General features: G+C 61.9%; 16 protein-coding genes. 6 read left to right on the forward strand and 10 right to left on the reverse strand.

Translation table 11 applies throughout. The features are described from left to right. Positions 1–18: 18 nt before the first annotated feature. The 4 genes from HV770_RS24160 (at position 19) to HV770_RS24175 (ending at position 4,889) form a co-directional block, all read left to right on the forward strand. The gene (locus HV770_RS24160) at positions 19–438 is read left to right on the forward strand and encodes a hypothetical protein (RefSeq protein ID WP_175163700.1); all 420 of its coding nucleotides are present in this window, start codon (positions 19–21) and stop codon (positions 436–438) included. 311 nt (positions 439–749) lie between these two features. Then, entirely contained in the window at positions 750–2,447 is a 1,698-nt protein-coding gene (locus HV770_RS24165) for a purple acid phosphatase family protein (protein WP_175163702.1), read from the forward strand. 345 nt (positions 2,448–2,792) lie between these two features. Then, positions 2,793–3,233, forward strand: coding sequence for a hypothetical protein (locus HV770_RS24170; protein WP_175163704.1), 441 nt, complete (start codon positions 2,793–2,795; stop codon positions 3,231–3,233). Between the two features lie 147 nt (positions 3,234–3,380). Further along, the gene (locus HV770_RS24175) at positions 3,381–4,889 is read left to right on the forward strand and encodes an argininosuccinate lyase (RefSeq protein WP_175163706.1); all 1,509 of its coding nucleotides are present in this window, start codon (positions 3,381–3,383) and stop codon (positions 4,887–4,889) included. An 83-nt stretch (positions 4,890–4,972) separates the two neighbouring features. On the opposite strand, the gene HV770_RS24180 is transcribed toward HV770_RS24175, so the two are convergent. From HV770_RS24180 to HV770_RS24210, 7 genes are all read right to left on the reverse strand, one after another. After that, entirely contained in the window at positions 4,973–6,286 is a 1,314-nt protein-coding gene (locus HV770_RS24180; protein WP_175163708.1) for an MFS transporter, read from the reverse strand. 27 nt (positions 6,287–6,313) lie between these two features. Beyond that, on the reverse strand, positions 6,314–7,075 hold the full coding sequence (locus HV770_RS24185; RefSeq protein WP_175163710.1) for an enoyl-CoA hydratase: 762 nt from the start codon (positions 7,073–7,075) through the stop codon (positions 6,314–6,316). Further along, the gene (locus HV770_RS24190; protein WP_121323702.1) at positions 7,072–8,238 is read right to left on the reverse strand and encodes a CaiB/BaiF CoA transferase family protein; all 1,167 of its coding nucleotides are present in this window, start codon (positions 8,236–8,238) and stop codon (positions 7,072–7,074) included. Before HV770_RS24190 ends, HV770_RS24185 begins: the two co-directional genes overlap by 4 nt. A 368-nt stretch (positions 8,239–8,606) precedes the next feature. Continuing rightward, a complete protein-coding gene (locus HV770_RS24195; RefSeq protein ID WP_175163712.1) occupies positions 8,607–9,497 on the reverse strand; it encodes a LysR family transcriptional regulator in 891 nt (296 codons plus the stop codon). 219 nt (positions 9,498–9,716) lie between these two features. Then, the gene (locus HV770_RS24200) at positions 9,717–10,865 is read right to left on the reverse strand and encodes a peptidyl-alpha-hydroxyglycine alpha-amidating lyase family protein (protein ID WP_175163714.1); all 1,149 of its coding nucleotides are present in this window, start codon (positions 10,863–10,865) and stop codon (positions 9,717–9,719) included. Positions 10,866–11,033: 168 nt separating this feature from the next. Beyond that, the gene (locus HV770_RS24205) at positions 11,034–11,828 is read right to left on the reverse strand and encodes an alpha/beta hydrolase (protein ID WP_175163716.1); all 795 of its coding nucleotides are present in this window, start codon (positions 11,826–11,828) and stop codon (positions 11,034–11,036) included. Between the two features lie 114 nt (positions 11,829–11,942). Next, complete coding sequence (locus tag HV770_RS24210; RefSeq protein WP_175163718.1) at positions 11,943–12,293, reverse strand: DUF4148 domain-containing protein; 351 nt, start codon at positions 12,291–12,293, stop codon at positions 11,943–11,945. Between the two features lie 665 nt (positions 12,294–12,958). On the opposite strand from HV770_RS24210, the gene HV770_RS24215 reads away from it, so the two are divergent. Next, the gene (locus HV770_RS24215) at positions 12,959–13,252 is read left to right on the forward strand and encodes a DUF1330 domain-containing protein (protein ID WP_121323699.1); all 294 of its coding nucleotides are present in this window, start codon (positions 12,959–12,961) and stop codon (positions 13,250–13,252) included. A 135-nt stretch (positions 13,253–13,387) separates the two neighbouring features. On the opposite strand, the gene HV770_RS24220 is transcribed toward HV770_RS24215, so the two are convergent. The 3 genes from HV770_RS24220 to HV770_RS24230 all read right to left on the reverse strand — a co-directional run bounded on the left by HV770_RS24220 (position 13,388) and on the right by HV770_RS24230 (position 16,534). Then, on the reverse strand, positions 13,388–14,239 hold the full coding sequence (locus tag HV770_RS24220; RefSeq protein ID WP_121323698.1) for a carbohydrate ABC transporter permease: 852 nt from the start codon (positions 14,237–14,239) through the stop codon (positions 13,388–13,390). Beyond that, the gene (locus HV770_RS24225) at positions 14,236–15,126 is read right to left on the reverse strand and encodes a carbohydrate ABC transporter permease (RefSeq protein ID WP_175163720.1); all 891 of its coding nucleotides are present in this window, start codon (positions 15,124–15,126) and stop codon (positions 14,236–14,238) included. Before HV770_RS24225 ends, HV770_RS24220 begins: the two co-directional genes overlap by 4 nt. Positions 15,127–15,301: 175 nt before the next feature. Continuing rightward, positions 15,302–16,534, reverse strand: a complete 1,233-nt coding sequence (locus HV770_RS24230; protein ID WP_121323696.1) for an ABC transporter substrate-binding protein — start codon at positions 16,532–16,534, stop codon at positions 15,302–15,304. Positions 16,535–16,864: 330 nt separating this feature from the next. On the opposite strand from HV770_RS24230, the gene HV770_RS24235 reads away from it, so the two are divergent. After that, positions 16,865–17,638, forward strand: a complete 774-nt coding sequence (locus HV770_RS24235; RefSeq protein ID WP_175163722.1) for an SDR family oxidoreductase — start codon at positions 16,865–16,867, stop codon at positions 17,636–17,638. Positions 17,639–17,658: the final 20 nt, after the last annotated feature.

Genomic DNA, 17,658 nt, shown 5'->3' on the forward strand with positions numbered 1-17,658 from the left:
ACCGGCATCGAGGTGGCAATGGACTCTACACTGCAATTCCAGCTGCGGATTACCGTCTCGCCTGAACTCGCGGATGCATTGCGCAGCGACCCGACGAATGCCTCGCACGCCGCGCTTCGTGACATTTTGCGCAGGCACGGCGCGTCGTTGAAGTGCCAGTTCGATGCATTCGCCGAATACGTTAGCGAGGCGGAGAGACTCGGGACCGAGAACTATCCACTCTATCAATGGACGCGGGACACCATCGAGAACCCGGAGAAGAAAGCGAAGTATCTGCAGTCGTTCACGATCTATGTGAACGGCGACGAGGTCTATGGCAAGGACGTCGCGGATTCGATGGAAGCCGAATTATTGAAACTGGTCGATGCAGATGGCGTTAGCCGCGTTTCAAGGTTCGATACGAATCCGGCGAACAATCCGCAGCCGCCTGTGCGCTAGCGGTTGCGCTTAGCCGCCGCCGAGGCGGCAGAGAAAGTAACCCCGCTGCAATCAATCCGCACATGGCAGGCCTTTCTGCCACGCGCCGTTCTCATCCCTTTTCCACGTTATCTTCTTGGCGTCACGCGCAACGACCGCGACGCCGCCCACGCACGGCCCATCCTTTCATCCGGGTGTCACACCTTCACGGCTAGGATCGATGCTCGTAGCCGTCACACACTGCGCCGGCAGCGCGCACTTCAGCGCGAGTAGCCACACGCGCCCGGCATCGGCGCTGGCGTTCCTCGATCCCCCATACAACACCACCGGACATGTCGAACAAAAAAATCGTCAAGGCATCACCGCCCGATGATCAGGGCGCTTCCATCGTCTCGCGTCGCGGGTTCCTGAAGTTTGCCGGCGCCTCCAGCCTCGCCACGGCGGCGGGCACGCTGGCGTCGGCGGCGCGGGCCGCCAACGGCAATCCGCCGGACGGCACGCCGGAGCAGGTTCACCTGACCTGGGGCAACGATCCGACGAGCGAAGTCACGGTGTCGTGGGCGTCGCTTGCGCCGGCGGTGAATCCACAGGTGCGTTTCAGCGGCGCGGATTCGAAGCGGCACACCGTGCACGCGGTGCAAAGCACGTACACCGACGGCATTAACGGCGAGGTCGTGTTTGCCTATCACGCGCGTCTGCGCGATCTGAAGGCCGATACGAATTACCAGTACGAGGTGACGGCCGAGAACGACGGCAATGCGGCCCAGCCTTTTTCCGCGAGCTTTCGCACGGCGCCGCGCGGACGCGCGCCGTTTCGCTGGACGAGCTACGGCGACCTCGCGACGCCGAATACCGGCTGGGTGTTGTCGTCGCCGCAAAGCCGCTTCGCGGTGCAGGCGGTCGAGCGCTTCCAGCCGCTGTTCCACCTGCTCAACGGCGACCTTTGCTATGCCAACCTGAATCCGCTGCAACAGCCGGCGGTGTGGCGCGACTTCGGCAACAACGCGCAGACGTCGGCGTCGAACCGGCCCTGGATGCCCTGTCCCGGCAATCACGAACTCGAATTCAATAACGGCGAACAGGGACTGGCGTCGTATCTCGCGCGCTATACGCTGCCGGATAATCATTCGCGCTTCCAGGGCCGCTGGTACAGCTTCCGCGTGAGCTCCGTGCTCTTCATCTCGCTCGATGCGGACGACGTCGTCTATCAGGACGCGGCAGCATTCGTGGCCGGGCCGGCGCCGCTAGTACCGGTCGCGAGCACCGGCAATCCGCCGATTCAACCGGGCACCTCGTTATACGTGCGCGGATATAGCAATGGCGAGCAGACCCGCTGGCTGGAAAAAGTCCTGCACCACGCGGCGCAGGACGACGAAGTGGACTGGATCATCGTCCAGATGCATCAGGACGCGCTGAGTTCGTCGCAGACCGGCAACGGTTCCGATAAGGGCATCCGCGAGGCCTGGCTGCCGCTGTTCGACCGCTACGGTGTCGACCTGGTGTTGTGCGGCCACGATCACGACTACGAGCGCAGCTATCCCGTGCGCGGCTGCAATCATCACAAGGGCACCGACATCGCGACTGGCCGGCCAGTCGATACATTGCAGCCGAAGCCGGTGATGTCGGCGGTATCGTCGGGCGCGTCGACGTTCGACACGAGCCACGGCACGATTCACCTGATTCTCGGCGGCGGCGGCACGAGCGCGCCGCTCGATGTGTACGGTGTGGATATCGGCACGGGGCTGCCGCAAGCGCGGATTTTCACGCGACCCAATCGCCCGGTTGCGGGGACGACGGCAGGGACGTTCGCACGCGCCAGCGCGGACGCCGTCGAGGACGCGATCTGGTCGGCGCAACGCGACACCGGCACGGGCTACGGTATCGCGGTGTTCGATCATGACCCGGGACATCGCGGCGGCGAAACGACGATCACGATGAACTACTATCACGCGCCCGGTGCGGACCAGACGCCGACGCCGAACTACGAGTTGTTCGAGACGATCGAGTTGAAGAAGAAGCGCCGTGGTTGAGCGCTGAATGAGCATGAGCGGCGGGTCGGCGAGACAACGGAGTACCGTGATTCGTCGACCCGCCACCGGGTTGCACAACATATGACCCGGTCAACCGGATAACTTCAGCGGGCCAGTCTTCGCCTCTTCGCTTCGCTCTTCTCGAGTATGCCGCATGCAGTGCCGGGCATTTCCACGCACGTTGCAGCCGCCGGCTTCGATCACTCTCCTACTGCGTAACCCACTGCGCTCAAATCGCCCGGTCATTTTGTTACACGTCTTACCGGGTTGGTCCGGCGTGGTTACAAACGCCTTTCGTCAGGCCGGTTATACTCGGCGCCGTCTCAAGAAAACAAAACACCAGTTATGTCGAAGAAAATCATCCAGGTGGTTGCGGTTGCTGTGTTGACCGCTGCTGCGTCTTTGTCGGCAGTGGCCGGCGATATGAACAACATGCTCGGCGGCGCGCTCGGCGGTGTGGCCGGCGCGGCGCTCGGTGGCGCAGTGGGCGGCAGCACGGGCGCGGTTATTGGCGGTGCGGTGGGCGGTGGCGCCGGCGGTGCAGTGACGTCGAATCGCCGCGAGCGCACGGGCGCGATCATTGGCGGCGCGCTCGGCGGCGGTGCGGGCACGGCAGCCGGCAATGCGATGGGCGGCCGCTCGGGCGGCCTCATCGGCGCGGCAGTGGGCGGTGGCGCGGGCTCGGCGCTCGGCGGCAACGTCTCGCGCTCCAACTCGTACGCCGACGATTATTCGCGCGGCTACCGCTCCGGCAAGCGTCATCACAAGCATCGTCACTACGACTGAACGCGTCACGCTCGCGCTTGAATTCACATAGGCCGCGAGCAGACGTTGCGTTCATCAGGATGCGTGAATCGGAGCCCAGGTTTCCGATTCATACCGAATCCACGGCGATCATATAATCAGGCGCATTTGAACTCACGCGCGCCCGACATGAGACTACTCGCCTGGACTATCCCCGCTGTCGTTCTTGTTACCGCCTCTCCCGCCTTCGCCCAATCGGCGCCGCCGCGCGACGAATTCTTCTGGCTCGGCGAAATCAACAAGGCCACGGTCGTCATCAACACCGACGAAGGGCTGCTCGACAAGGCGATGGCCCCGCGTCTCGCCGCGGGTGTGGCGAAGGTCATTGCCGACGGCAATCAGCCCGGCGCGAAACGTCCGGCCACGGTAATCACGTTCGAGCCGCTGCTGATCAAAGCGGCCGGCGAAGACGTGACGCTGTTGCACGCAGGGCGCTCCAGCCAGGATATGCACGCCACGTATCGCTCGGCGATTCTGCGTGGCGACCTGCTGAACCTCGCCGATCAGCTGAACCGCACGACCGCGACGCTGGTGCGTCTTGCCGGCCAATATTCGGCGACCATCGTGCCCAACTACACGAACGGTGTGGCGGCGCAGCCGAACAGCTACGGCCACTACTTGCTGGGCTTTGCCGCGGGACTGGATCGCGACGCGCAGCGCATTCGTGAAGCGTATAAGCGTGTCGACCGTTCGTCGATGGGCACGACGGTGCTCAATGGCACGAGCTGGCCGTTGAACCGCGAGCGGATGGCGCATTATCTCGGCTTCAACGCGATCGTCGATAACGCGTATGACGCTTCACAAATCTCCTCTGTCGACGAACCGGTCGAAACCAGCGCGATCGTCACGAGCGTGGCGCTGCACACCGGCAGTTTCATTCAGGACGTGATGACGCAATACGCCGAGTCTCGGCCGTGGATTCTGCTGCAGGAAGGCGGCGTCAACACGTACGTGTCGAGCGCGATGCCGCAAAAGCGCAACCCCGGCCTGCTGATCCGCACGCGCACGGACGCGTCCACTGCGTTGGCGCAGGCCGAGGGTGTCGTGCTGGAGGCGCACAATCTGCCGCCCGGCATGAGCGATCCCAAGGACGTGAAGGCGAACACGGAGATGATCGACAGCGGCATAGCCGCGCTCAAAGGCTGGCAGACGGTAATGAACGCGCTCGTGATCAACCCCGAACGCGCGCTCGAAGAACTGAATAGCGACTGGACCGCGTCGCAGGAAGTCGCCGATGTCCTGATGCGCAAATACAAATTGCCGTTCCGGGTCGGCCATCATTTTGCGTCGAATGTCGTGGAGTACGCGCGGCAGAAGGACATCAAACCGCTCGACTTTCCATACGCCGACGCGCAACGCATCTATCGGGAGACGGTGGCAGGCACGCCGTATGCCGGTGATCTGCCGATGAGCGAAGCCGAGTTCCGTGCGACGCTCAATCCGGTGTCGATCGTGAACAATCGCGCGACGACGGGCGGTCCGCAACCGGCTGAAATGGCGCGCATGCTGAAGGAAGCGAACGCGCGCGTGGCGCAGCAGGATCGGTGGATCAAGGAGAGCCGGGCGCATATCGACGGATCGCTGGCGAAGCTGGATGTCGATTTCGACAAGGTGCTCGGCCGCTCGCGCGGGAATTGACTATCGCGTTCGATAGCGTAAGGTCGCGAGCACGGCGTTGATCCGGCCGCGCTCGCGGGGCGGAGATCCGATAAGGCGCTTTACTACTTGTCCGCGAGTGGAAACGCAGCGTCGCGACCCGCACGCGGCGAAGGCGTCGCAGGCTTCAGACTGCCGATAAACGGCGCATCCGGCTTCATGACGAAAGTCAGCAGCACCCCGCAAGCCATCACGCCGATCGACAACAGAAAGGTGACGTTCCAGTTGCCCAGACGATCGATCAGATAACCGGCCAACACCGGGCTCACGATCGCCGCCGTGAAGCCCGTGCCGCTCATGATGCCGCTCGCCGTGCCCGAGCGGTCATAGGCGATGTCCATCGGAATGGCCCACATCGGGCCGATATTCATTTCATTGAAGAACATCGCGGCGGCGAGGAAGACCAGCGAGTACATCGGGTCGTGAATCAGCACGACGGGGATCAGCGAGAGGCCGGTCATCGTCATGCAGAACGCAACGAGGGCGCTGCGCGCGAGTCTCAGATTGCCGGTGCGGCGCAACAGCCGATCGCTGATCAGTCCGCCGGCCAGATCGCCGAACACGCCGGCAATGAACACACCCGACGTGAAAATGACCGCCTTCTTGATGTTCAGATGGAAGCTGTGCATGAAGTAGAGCGGCATCCAGTCCAGCATCAGCCAGAGAATCCAGTTGTAGCAGAAATACACGGCGGAGACCGGCAACAGGCGCCGATAAAGCCGCGCCCAGGTGCCGGGCGCTTCCACCGGACGAACTCTCGGCGGCGGCAGGCTATGAATTTCTTCGGCGGTGATACGCGGATGATCCGCGGGTTTCTCGGTGTACGTGATGTACCACAACACGAGCCAGCCGAAACTCAGCGCACCGAGCAGATAGAACGCAAAGCGCCAGTCGAACGCGGTCATCAGCGCCAGCACGAGTATCGGCGCGATGGCGTTGCCAAGCCGCGCCGACGAATGCGTGATGCCTTGTGCGAAACCGCGCCGGTCCTTCTTCACCCACGACGCCATCGCGCTGGTAGAGGCGGGGAAGGTCGCGCCTTCGCCGAGACCCAGCAGCAGGCGCGCCGCGACGAGCGTCGCGAAACCGCCCGCGAGTCCCGTCAGCGTGGTCGCCACGGCCCAGATGAACGCGCAGGCGATCAGCGTGCGCTTCGCGCCGAAGCGGTCGCTCACCCAGCCGCCGATGAACTGGAACACCACGTACGGATACGCAAACGCCGAGAAGATGAAGCCGAGCTGTGTGTTGCTCAGTCCGAGTTCCGATTTGAATTGCCCGGCGGCGGTGCTGATGTTGACGCGATCGACGTAAGTGATGAAGTACATCAGGCACAACATCAGCAGGACGGTGGTGGTCGCCTTGAATTGCAATCGTTTCATGTCTCACTCCACGTTGTTCGTTTATTGTTATTTCGACGCACCCGAGGTGAAGGCGATCACGGCGTCCTTGAAGCGGGTGCTGCCGTACACCTCGTCGATCAGGTCTTCGTCGTCGAGCCGCTGTTCGACGACGATGCGGCGTAAGCTCTCCTTCACCGCTTTCTGCGTGACCGGCGACAACGCCATGAGCCGTTGCGCGAGCGCATGCGCCGCCTCCTGCAACGCGCCGGGCGAGCAAACGTCGTGGACGTACCCGCATTCCAGCATGTCCGAGGCACTCAGATAGTCGGCGAGCATCAGCATCTTCTTGACGCGCGGCACGCCGAGGGCAGCCTGAAGCCGCGCGATGTTGCGCGAGGACAGCGTGTTCGACAGCGTCTTCGCGATCGGCGCGCCGAAGCGCGATGCATCGCTGCACAGTCTGAAGTCGCACGCTGTCGCGAGCGCGAGGCCGCCGCCCACCGCCCAGCCGTCGATCACGGCGATGGTGGGCATCGCTATACGTTCGACCGTATCGATGACGCGTTCCACGAAGGCCTCGTAGGCCACGCCATCGCGGCCGTCATGAAAGTCCTTGAAATACGCGATGTCCGTGCCGGCAATGAACGATTTTCCGCCCGCGCCGCGAAACAGGATGCAGCGCACGCCGCTGGTGCGTTCACACTGGCCGATGAGCGCAAGCAACGACTCGTACATGGCGAGCGTCATGGCATTGTGCCGCTCGGGCCGATCGATCACGATCTCCGCTGCGCCCGAAGCATGCACTGTGAGGGTGACGGGTTCGTTCATGATGCCGTCCCGTTGATTTCGGCGAAGATTTCATCGTTGTGTTCACCGAGCAGCGGCGGGTGGCGGCGCACCGTTTGCGGCGTGCCGAGCATCTTGACCGGAAAGCCGATGTTCCTGACCTTGCCTTCAAGTGGATGGTCGATCTCCATGCACATGTGCCGGTGCGTGGCATGCTCGCTTTCGAACGCTTCCGGATAGGACAGGATCGGGCCGGCCGGAATGCCAGTCGCGAGCATCGCCTCGACCCACTCGGCGCTGTCGCGCTTCGCAAATTCCTGCTCCAGTACTTCGATCATCGCTTCGCGATTCTTCAGGCGCAGCGAGACAGTTGCATAGTCGGCGTGCGCGACGAGGTCCGGCCGCTGTAGCAATTCGCACAGCTTCGTCCACAGCTTCTGATTGGTTGCGCCCATGACGAAGTAGCCGTCGCGCGCTTTCACTGCCTGATAGGGCGCGCTCATCTTGTTGCTGGTGCCGAGCGGCGTCGGCGGCACGCCTGTGCCCCAGTACTCCGACATGTCCCAGATCGAAAAGGCCATCACGGAATCGAACAGCGACGCGTCGATGTGCTGACCCTCGCCGGTTTTCTGCGCGCCGATGTAGGCCGACAGCAGGCCATACACCGCGAACAGCGCGCAGCCGATATCGGCCACCGGCACGCCTGCCTTCACGGGCTTGCCACCCTTGTAGCCGGTCACGCTCATGACGCCGGACATCGCCTGCGCCATCAGATCGAAGCCCGGGCGCGAGGCCCAGGGGCCGCTTTGCCCGAAGCCGGAGATGCTCACGTAGACGATCTTCGGATTGATTGCCTTGATCGACTCGTAGTCGATATGCAGGCGCTGCACCACGCCGGGACGGTAGTTTTCAACGATCACGTCGGCGGTCTTCGCGAGTTTGTAGAAGAACTCGCGGCCTTCGTCGCTCTTGAGGTCTAGCGTCAGAGAACGCTTGTTGCGGTTCATGTTCAGGAAGCCCATGCTGTCGGGGCCCTTCATCTTGAAGCCCATCGCGCCGCGGGTCTGATCGCCTTCCAGCGGCTCGACCTTGATCACGTCCGCGCCCAGGTCGGCCAGCAGCATGCAGGCGAACGGGCCCGCCATGACCTGGCTCACGTCCAGCACGCGGATGCCTTGCAGCGGCAGATGTTTCGATTCGGTCATATCGAGGTTCCTTTGGTACGTTGATTCGTCGTTTCGAGGTGGCGGGAGGATTGCCTGCTCGCGTCAATGGGCAACGAGGCGTGTGGGGTGGGCGGCTGTCAGCGCGAGACGCTGAGACGCATGGCTGCCGAAGGTTGCCTGGAATGCGCCAGCGCGAATGAGAACGTTTGGGGAGTCCGCGAGGCGGTGCATTGACCGCTTTTCGTAGGAGTGCATCGCGCGATGCTGTCGGTCGCGCAAGGGCCACGGGGCATGATTTGTCTCCGGCTAATCGTTATGCCCCACTGTCGCCGACTGCAAAGGCCGCCGCAAGAATGACCGCGTCATGTCTGGTTTCGCGAGCGGCGAAACCGGAGGGAGTTGAACGATTACGCCGGGTGGCCGAGCAATTCGACCACCACGTTGCGCAGCGTCTGTTCCTGCGCGTGTCCTTCGACACACGAGAGCACATAGCTGCGCTGATGCCAGTCCCCTTGCAACTCGGCCGACGCGAGCGCTTTCTCCGGATGAAAACTGCGCAGTACGTCGGGTGGCATCAGACCGACCCCGAGCCCATGGCGCACCATTGCGAGCATGGTGTCGAAGCCGCTGGCGGTGAAGTTGTTGGCGAACAGGCGTCCGCGGCTGCGATACGCGCGCTGCACGGCCGAGAGCACTGCGGAGCCCTTGCCGAGACTCACGATGGGCAGATCGAGAATGTCGTCGATCCCAACCGGTTCGTCACGAAACCGGAAATGCGCGCGGCTATAGACAAGCACGAGCCGGTCGTCGCGGTACGGCGACTTGGCGAGATCGAGAAAGCCGCTCTTCTTCTCATAGATGCCTACGTCGATCACTTTGTCGCGCAGCAGCTGTTGGACGATCTTGCTGTTCTCTTCGACGATCTTCAGCGTGATGCCCGGATATTTGCGCTGGATGCCGGCAATCTCACGAGCGAGGAACTGGATCACGACCGCCTTCGGCGCGCCGATGATGATGCGGCCGTCGAGCCCATGATTAAGCGCCAGCGCGTCGCCTTCGAGCCGGTCGATGAGGTTGTCGATCTGCCGGACGTATTGCAGCAGCTTGGCGCCTGATTCAGTGATCTCGACGCCGTGCGGCACACGGTTGAAGAGCTTCGCGCCGAGTTGCTCTTCGAGGTCCGACACGCGTCGCGATGCGGCGGCCACGGCCAGATTGAGCTTGTCGGCGGCGCGCGAGATGCTGCCTTCCTCGACGATAGCGAGGACCAGCCGAACGGTTGTCGTGTCGAATTTCAAAACGAACTCCAGACTGTGTCTTGTTCGAAGGGATGGGCGCGGTGGAATGGGCGGCGGCGAATGGGCCGTGGCCGATGTCGTCAATGATATCGGTGATGTGGGGGGATGCCGCCGGGAAGGGTGAGTGTCGAATCGTAGCGGGTTGGCACGCGGTGTCTGCTGTCACGCTGGCCGCGTTTCAGTGAGACACTCGCGTGCATGTGATGTTACGGTCGTCGCTCACGCATGCAGAATCAGTTTCTGCACGCGCCAGTTCAGCAGTTCCGCGACGAACAGCACATTCTCCGATGGGCACGCCATCTGATGAATCCAGCCGAACTGCTTCGGTTGTTTGCCCGCCTTGCCGAGCACGCCGAGCACTTTCCCATCGAGCGTCATCTTGTAGATGCGCCCCGGAAAAGCATCGGCGCTATAAAGCACCGGGTTCGGCCCCGGCGAAATGCAGATGGCCCACGGCGAACCGGGCGCGAACGTGCCGGCTGCGATCGCCGCTTCGTCGGGCATGTTGCCGATCGCCGGACGCGCATCCGGTGGCACCGGCACGTCGATGGTGAATTGCCGCAGGAAAGTGCCTTCGGTGTCGAACACCTGAATGCGGCGGTTGCTGCGGTCGGCGACATAGACGTTTTCGTGCGCATCCACAGCGATGCTGTGCGGCGTATGAAACTGGCCCGGACCCGTGCCGCGGTCGCCCCACGACTTGATCCAGTTGCCGTCGGGATCGACTTTCGCCACGCGTGAGTTGATATAGCCGTCGCTGATGTACGTGTTGCCCGCGGCGTCCCACGCGACGTCCGTGACCTGACGAAAACGCCCGGGCTCGGAGGGCAGCGGCGGATTGGGATGCTTGAGCGGGCCGGTTTCCTCGTCGGCGGCTTCCTGCTTGCGGCCGAATACCATCGCAACCCGTCCATCCGGTGTGAACTTGATCACCATGTCGGAGCCTTTGTCCGTCACCCAGATGTTGTCCTGCCGGTCCACCTTGACCGTGTGCGCGAACGACCACGCATAAAGGTGATGGCCGATCTCGCGCACGAAGCGTCCGTCGGGCGCGAACTCCAACAGCTGCGCGGCGGCCGCGCCATACGCGGGGCCGTTGGTGTTGCCGCGCGACAGCACGAAGATGTGTCCGTGCGAGTTGAGCGCGACGCCGGAGCATTCGCCGAAATAGGTGTCTTTAGGTAACTGAACGGGATTGGCAACCGAATCGTAAGCGATGGCCGGCACGTCTTGCGTGTCCGCGAATGCCGCAGGCATCGCGAATCCGGCCGCGGTGCCGGCGATAAGACTCATGAACGTTCGACGACTCATTGCCCGATGCTCCGCGCTGCCACAGCACGGACAAAACGCCCCATATTGCTCGCTCATTTGGTGTCTCCTGTTTGATCGGCCTGATAGTCACGTCGTCAAGCTCTAAACGTGCACAGGCAATCGTAGTGCACAAAACGCTTAATAGCTAAGTCGTCGTTCTGTGTCAGGAGAGTGGGGCTCTGTGTTGTGCCGGCATCGCTCGCTCGCGCGCGCGATGCCGGTTGATCACTGTTCGGCATGCTTAGCCGCATCTTCGATCACAGCCACTACTTCTTTCGGGCGCGATTCGTAGACTGAATGGCTCGCACCTGCAAGCACGGTCGTGTGACTGTGCGCCCGCGTGTAGTACCAGCGCTCGAGATCAGGATTGATGATCCTGTCCTCCGCCGCGACGATGCCCCAGCTCGGCTTGCTGGTCCACGCGGCAGCCGTGAGCGGTGTCGAGAAGACCTTTGCCGCGGTCAGAATCTGCGCGTGTGATTCGAATTGGGCCTGCTTGAGTGGCAGGTCGGCGGCGAAATCCTTTGGGAAGTCTGCGGGATTCAGCGAGGTGTAGCCATCGGCTGTCTTCATGATTGCGCCTGACTGCTTCGACGTATAACTCGGCATGCGCTTGCCGAGGTCGCTTTCATCTTCGCCGACGGCGGGCGCATGCGCGGCCACGTACACGAGGCCGACGACGTTCGGATGCACGCCGGCCTCGGTAATCACGGAGCCGCCGTAACTGTGCGCGACGAGAATCGTGGGACCGCTCTGCTGGTCGAGAACGCGTTTGGTCGCGGCGACGTCGTCGTCGAGCGAACTCAGCGGTTCCTGCACGATGGTGACGTGGTAGCCGTCTTTGGTCAGCCGGTTATAGACCGGCTGCCAACCCGATCCGTCCACCCATGCGCCATGAACGAGAACGATGTTGCGCACAGGCGCGTTGTGTGACTGGGTGTCCTGCGCCATCGCGGCAGTCGATGCAAAGAGCGACGCCGACAATGACAGGGCCGTGGCGACGAGGGGCAGAAACTTCATGACAACTCCGATATGCGAATAGAGATTACTTTTGAACAGATCCAGGTGATTAACCAGTAACAGTCGGAAGCCGCTCCTCATGGAAGCTCGGATTGGCATCCGTGCACGCACTGTTTAACTACCGAAAAAGAGGTTGCAAAAGCTGACCGGACCTACACAGTCGGAGCCCATCGACTTGCGCGCGTGTGCGCCCGATGAAGTACTGCCGTTCTGCGGCACGCCGCCGTACCCTGATTGGGTCGTTTGCGAAGTAGTTTCTGCGGCGATCTTCGCTTCGGCAGCCTGAATATTGGCCGGGTAGGTGGTGTCGCTGCCAGCGGAGGGGCTAAAGCCAGCCTGCTCGACGCGAACCAGATCGGCGCGCACCTCGGCGCGAGTCAACGGAGCATTCGATTGTGCGAAGCTCAGTGCGGGGACGGCCAATGTGCCGATAACGAGAGCGATGCCAGCAAGAGTCTTGTTCATGATGAAAATCCTTTTAATAAATGTGATGACCATGACAGGTCATGGTTGCGATTCTGTACTTGCCGGTAGAGACCTGAGTGCCGCCGCCGGTCGATGCAGGGACGTTCAACGAAACGGCTATTTAATCTGGATGGCTAAGTAAAGGTGAATGAGAAAACCTGTCCGAGTGATAAAAGATACGTCTCGGTCTACCTGCCTGCCCTGGCAAATCGTTTGTGATTGAAGCTAGGCACAGGTACTTCCTTGGGCATTCGCGTCGCAGGTATCAACAGCCGTTCTTGTAGAGGCAAACACGTCGAGCCGCCGCTTATTCCAAACTTTTTTCAAGCGAAGGCGTATTGACGAGTCTTACATTCCGCTGAAATGAGGGACATGCCGGCAATTGCCGATGAGGGCGCGCACCAGGCACCCCTTGCGGGCGGTTGCAGCGTACAAGCGAGTAATGTATGTGAAAGAAACGGACCGACAACAGAAGGGGATGTAGCCGTGTTGGGGTCAAGCGGAGCTAATCACTTTGCTGCGTGACTATATTGGTTAGCGCGCGAAAAGCGTTTTCCGCCACCCGGTCACTTTCCTTGGACGCTCGACCCGCCGACCAACGCAACGATCTGTCTTTGCTACTATGTAGCCCGCGACCGCTTTTGAACCGTAGAAAGGAGAGGCAAATGAGCAAAGGATATTGGGTAACGAGTTACCGCAAGACCAACGACGCGTCGAAGCTGGCCGCTTACGCGCAACTCGCCGCGCCTGCCGTGGCGGCTGCCGGCGGCAAGTTCATCGTGCGCGGTGTGGCTGATGAGGCGCGCGAGCAGGGCCTGAAGGAGCGCACTGTCGTCATCGAGTTTGCGAGTTACGAGCAGGCGGTCGCCGCTTACGAAAGCGAAGCCTACAAGAAAGCGCTCGAAGCGCTGGGTGACGGCGTCGAGCGCGATTTGCGCATTGTTCGCGGCACGGACTAACGCAGTGGATGCAGTGGGCAAGCCAATGCCCTATCGCACTGATATGCAGTAGTGAGGCGTTGGGCCGTCAATACAGAACTGGATTGACGGCTCGCCGCGAGAGCAAGCCACCACCGGTTTTCGGCCCGCGCCAGCTCACTTCACCGCCCCCAACGCCAGCCCCTTCACCAGATACCTCTGCAACCACGCGAACACGATCGAAACCGGCAGTGTCGCGCAGAGCGTAGCGGCCATCACCAGGTGCCACTGGACGACGTATTTCCCTGCGACCATATCCGTCACCTGCACGGTGAGCGTCTTGTTCTCCGGCGACCGGATCAACGTATAAACCACGGCGAACTCGTTCCACGCGTTGATGAACGTGAAGATCGCCGTCACGACGATCGCCGGCACCGCCAGCGGCAGGAACACCTTGAACACCGCCTTGGTGCGCCCACATCCTTCGAGCCAGGCCGACTCTTCCAGATCGCGCGGCACCGTCTGGAAGTACGAAGACAGCATCCACACCGCAAACGCGATGTTGAAGGCCGCGTACGAAACGATCACGCCGATCTTGGAGTCGACCAGGTTGCCATCGCCGAACGGAATCATCGCGGCGAGCCGGAACAGACCGACCACGAGCAGAATGGGCGACAGCATCTGCGTGACGAGCAGAAACTGGCGATACAGGCCACGTCCGCGAAACGGAAAGCGGGCGAGCGCATAAGCGGCAGGCAAGCTCACAGCCAGGGCGAGCATCGTCGACAGCAAGCTGATGATCGTGCTATTGCGCAGGGCCACGCCGAAGTTGGCCGCTTCCCACATGTCGATGAAATTGCGCCACTGCCACTGCACAGGCAGCCAGCGCGCCGGATAGACAAAGATCTCGGAAGCCGGCTTCAACGCCGTGAAGAACATGACGGCGAACGGAAACAGCACGACCACCACCAGCGGCGACAGCGCGAGCCAGCACCACAGCGAGCGCTTCATCTTCGCGTCGAAACTCATGACGGCTCTCCTTCTTTCGCGGGCTGCAGGCGCAGATAGGCAATCGAGAAAAGAAACAGCATGACGAGCATGATCAGCGAGACGGCGGCGGCTTCGCCGGGACGGCCGAGCCGGAACCCCAGCTCATACAGGTACGTGACGAGAATGTGCGTGCTGTTGTCGGGGCCGCCTTGCGTCATCACCCAGATAATCGGGAACGAGTTGAACACGTAGATCACGTTCAGCAGGATTGTCATGTTGATGAACGGGCGCAGCAGCGGCATCGTCAGCTTGCGGAACTGTTGCCACGCGCTCGCGCCGTCGATTCGCGCGGCTTCGTAGATGTCGCCGGGCACCGACGACAGGCCGCCCAGCAGGATCGTCACAGTAAAGGGAATCGACACCAGAATGCCGACGGCGATCTCCACCGGGAACGCGAGCTCCGGCGTCGCGAGCCAATGGATGGGTCCGCCTATCAAGCCGAGCCGCTGCAACGTGACATTGACCATGCCGTAGTCGTCGTTGAAGGCCCAGCGCCAGACCACGGCGGTCATTGTCAGCGAGACGGACCACGGCAGCATCACGATGGTGCGCGCCACGCCGCGCCCATGAAAATCCTGATTCAGCACCAGGGCGACCGGCACCGAAATCAGCACCGTGCCGCCCACCACGCAGACGGTCCAGATGATCGTGCGCTGGGTCGACGCGATGAACACGGGGTCGTTGAAAACCGCATAGAAATTCTGCAGGCCGGTGAAATCGCGAATCGCGCCGAAGCGTGAGACTTCGTGCAGCGATTGCCACACGATGTTGAAAATCGGATAGCTGATGATGAAAAGCGCCAGTATCAGACTCGGCGCAATCAGCAACCAGGGCGCTTGCAAGCGCGAAGAAGCGGAACGGCTCATGCGTGCTCGATCGTGAGACGCGCCCGCGTTATGCAGCGGGCGCGACGGGATGGGCCGAAAACATCAGGTGCGATCAGGTGCAATCAGGTGCGTCACAGCCGGAACGCGCGCCGCCTTTGGCAACGGCGGCGCGCGTTCCGGGTTCAACAAATCCCACCGCGAAGCGACGACGCGATCAATGACCGAGCGACTTGTTCGCTTGCGCGGCCGCCGCATTGAGCGCAGCAGCCGGCTGCGCCTTGCCGAGGTAGATCGACTGCATCGCGTCGGTTACGGCCTTCGCGGTGTCTTCCCAGCCGGTCACGGTCGGTGCGAAGTGGGCCGTCGGCAGCAGCGCGACGAATGCTTTGGTATCCGGATCGTTGAACGCCGGATCGGTCGCTTCGGCCTTCGTGGTCGGCAGGAAGCCTTCGGTCGTCGTGAACTCGACGCGCGGTTCCTTCGTGAACAGATAGTCGAGGAACTTCCATGCCGACTTCTTCACTTTCGAGTTCTTGAACATCACGATCGAATCGGTGACGGCATAGGTGGCGTGCGTGGTGCCCATCGGAATCGGATCGATACCGTACTTCAGATTCGGCGCTTCCTTCTTGATCTGCTTCGCGAGGAACGGCGCAGAAATCATCATCGCGACGCGGCCCTGCTTGAACAGGTTCTGCACGTCTTCGCGGCTGTAGCCGGTCACGCCCGGTTGCGTGAGGCCCTGATCGATCATGGTCTTGTACAGCGTGGCCGCCTTGATGCCGGCCGGCGAATTGAACGCCGCCTTGCCGTCCTTGCCGACCACGTCGCCGCCGTTGGTCCATAGCGCGTAGTAATAGTAGACGTCGGTTTCGATTTCCTTGCCTTGCAGACCGAAGCCGGCGATGCCTTGCGCTTTCAGTTTCTTCGACGCATTGATCACGTCGTCCCAGGTCTTCGGACCGTCGGGGTAGCCGACCTTCGCGAGCAGATCCTTGTTGTAGTACAACGCGCGTGCGGACGCGGCGATCGGCAGGCCGTAGGTCTTGCCGTTAATCTGACCAGGCGCCAGGAACGGACCGATGAAGCGGCCCTTGAAGTTCGCGTCCATATAACCGTCGAGCGGCTCGGCCACGTCGTCCTTCACGAAGTCGAGCAGCCAGCGCGTGCCGACGATCGCGAGGTCGGCGTTGGCGTTGCCCGAGATGTCCGTTTGCAGCTTCTGTTGCAGCGTGTCCCAGTTCACGTCTTCGATCTTGATGGTCGTGCCGGGGTTGGCCTTCTCGAAGTTGCGGGCCATTTTTTCGAAGTACGGCGCAGTCGCGTCGCTGTAGTGGGCGACGGTGACGCGGACCGTGTCGGCGTGAGCCGCGACGGCGATACCTGCAAACGCGAGCGCCACGGCAACTTTGCCGAGCGCGAGGGAAGCACGGGCATGCAACGACATTTCTCTCTCCTGTGTCGAACGGAGTGGGCGCTTTCGCGTTTGCTCCGGTCCCATCCAACGATGGTGGGGTGGTCTGCTGCCGTCGCCGGCCGCTTGGGATGAATTGTTTGAAAAAATCCTACATGACGCAAAATTGCTTGTCACGTAGGGTCTGCGATATTTTTCCAAGCTGGTTTTGTGCATATGATGCTTTAAAACAGGGGTATTCTTATCACGCGATGTCATGGATACCCAATCTTCGGGATGACTAGTCAACTGTCTTGCCGTTAGTTTTGTAGGAAATTTACACGCTGCGAAGCTGGCGGGCGGCGATCGAGGAGCGAGGCGGACATGAATCGTGTGGTGTTGGTAACGGGCGCTTGCGGCGGTATCGGCAGCGTGTTGTGCAAGCGCTTCGTGGAAGAGGGCGATACGGTGTTCGCGCTCGACATCGACGCGGCCGCGCTGAGCGCGTTGGCCGCGCAACTCGGCGCGGCGCACGTCACGCCGATCGCCGTCGATCTCGGCGACGCCGCCGCGGTGCAGCAAGCGGTGGTCGCCGCCGTCGAGACACGCGGTCCCGTGGACGTGCTGGTCGCGAACGCCGGCGCGGCGTTGGGCACGACGCTCGCCACCACCGATGCCGCGAGCTGGCAGCGCGATATTCATCTGAATCTGAACGGCACGTATCACACGGTGGAGGCGGTACGGACGTCGATGATCGAGCGGCAGCGCGGCGCGCTGGTGCTGATCGGTTCGGTGAACGGCATGGCCGCGCTCGGTCATCCGGCGTACAGCGCGGCGAAGGCCGGACTGATCAGCTACACGAAGGCGCTCGCGATCGAACTGGGCCGTTATGGCATTCGCGCCAACATCGTGTGTCCGGGCACCGTGAAGACGCAGGCCTGGCAGGCGCGTGTCGACAAGAATCCGCAGGTCTTCGAGGATCTGAAGAAGTGGTACCCGTTGCGCGACTTCGCGACACCCGACGACATCGCCGACGCGGTGCTGTTTCTCGCGTCGCCGATGGCGCGCGTGATTACCGGCGTTGCGTTGCCGGTCGACGGCGGTCTGATGGCGGGCAATCGTCTGATGGCGGAAGAACTGACGCTCGAATCGCTTTGAACCGCTACACACTCCGCATC

The sequence above is a fragment of the Paraburkholderia fynbosensis genome (assembly GCF_902859935.1).
Taxonomy (GTDB): domain Bacteria; phylum Pseudomonadota; class Gammaproteobacteria; order Burkholderiales; family Burkholderiaceae; genus Paraburkholderia; species Paraburkholderia fynbosensis.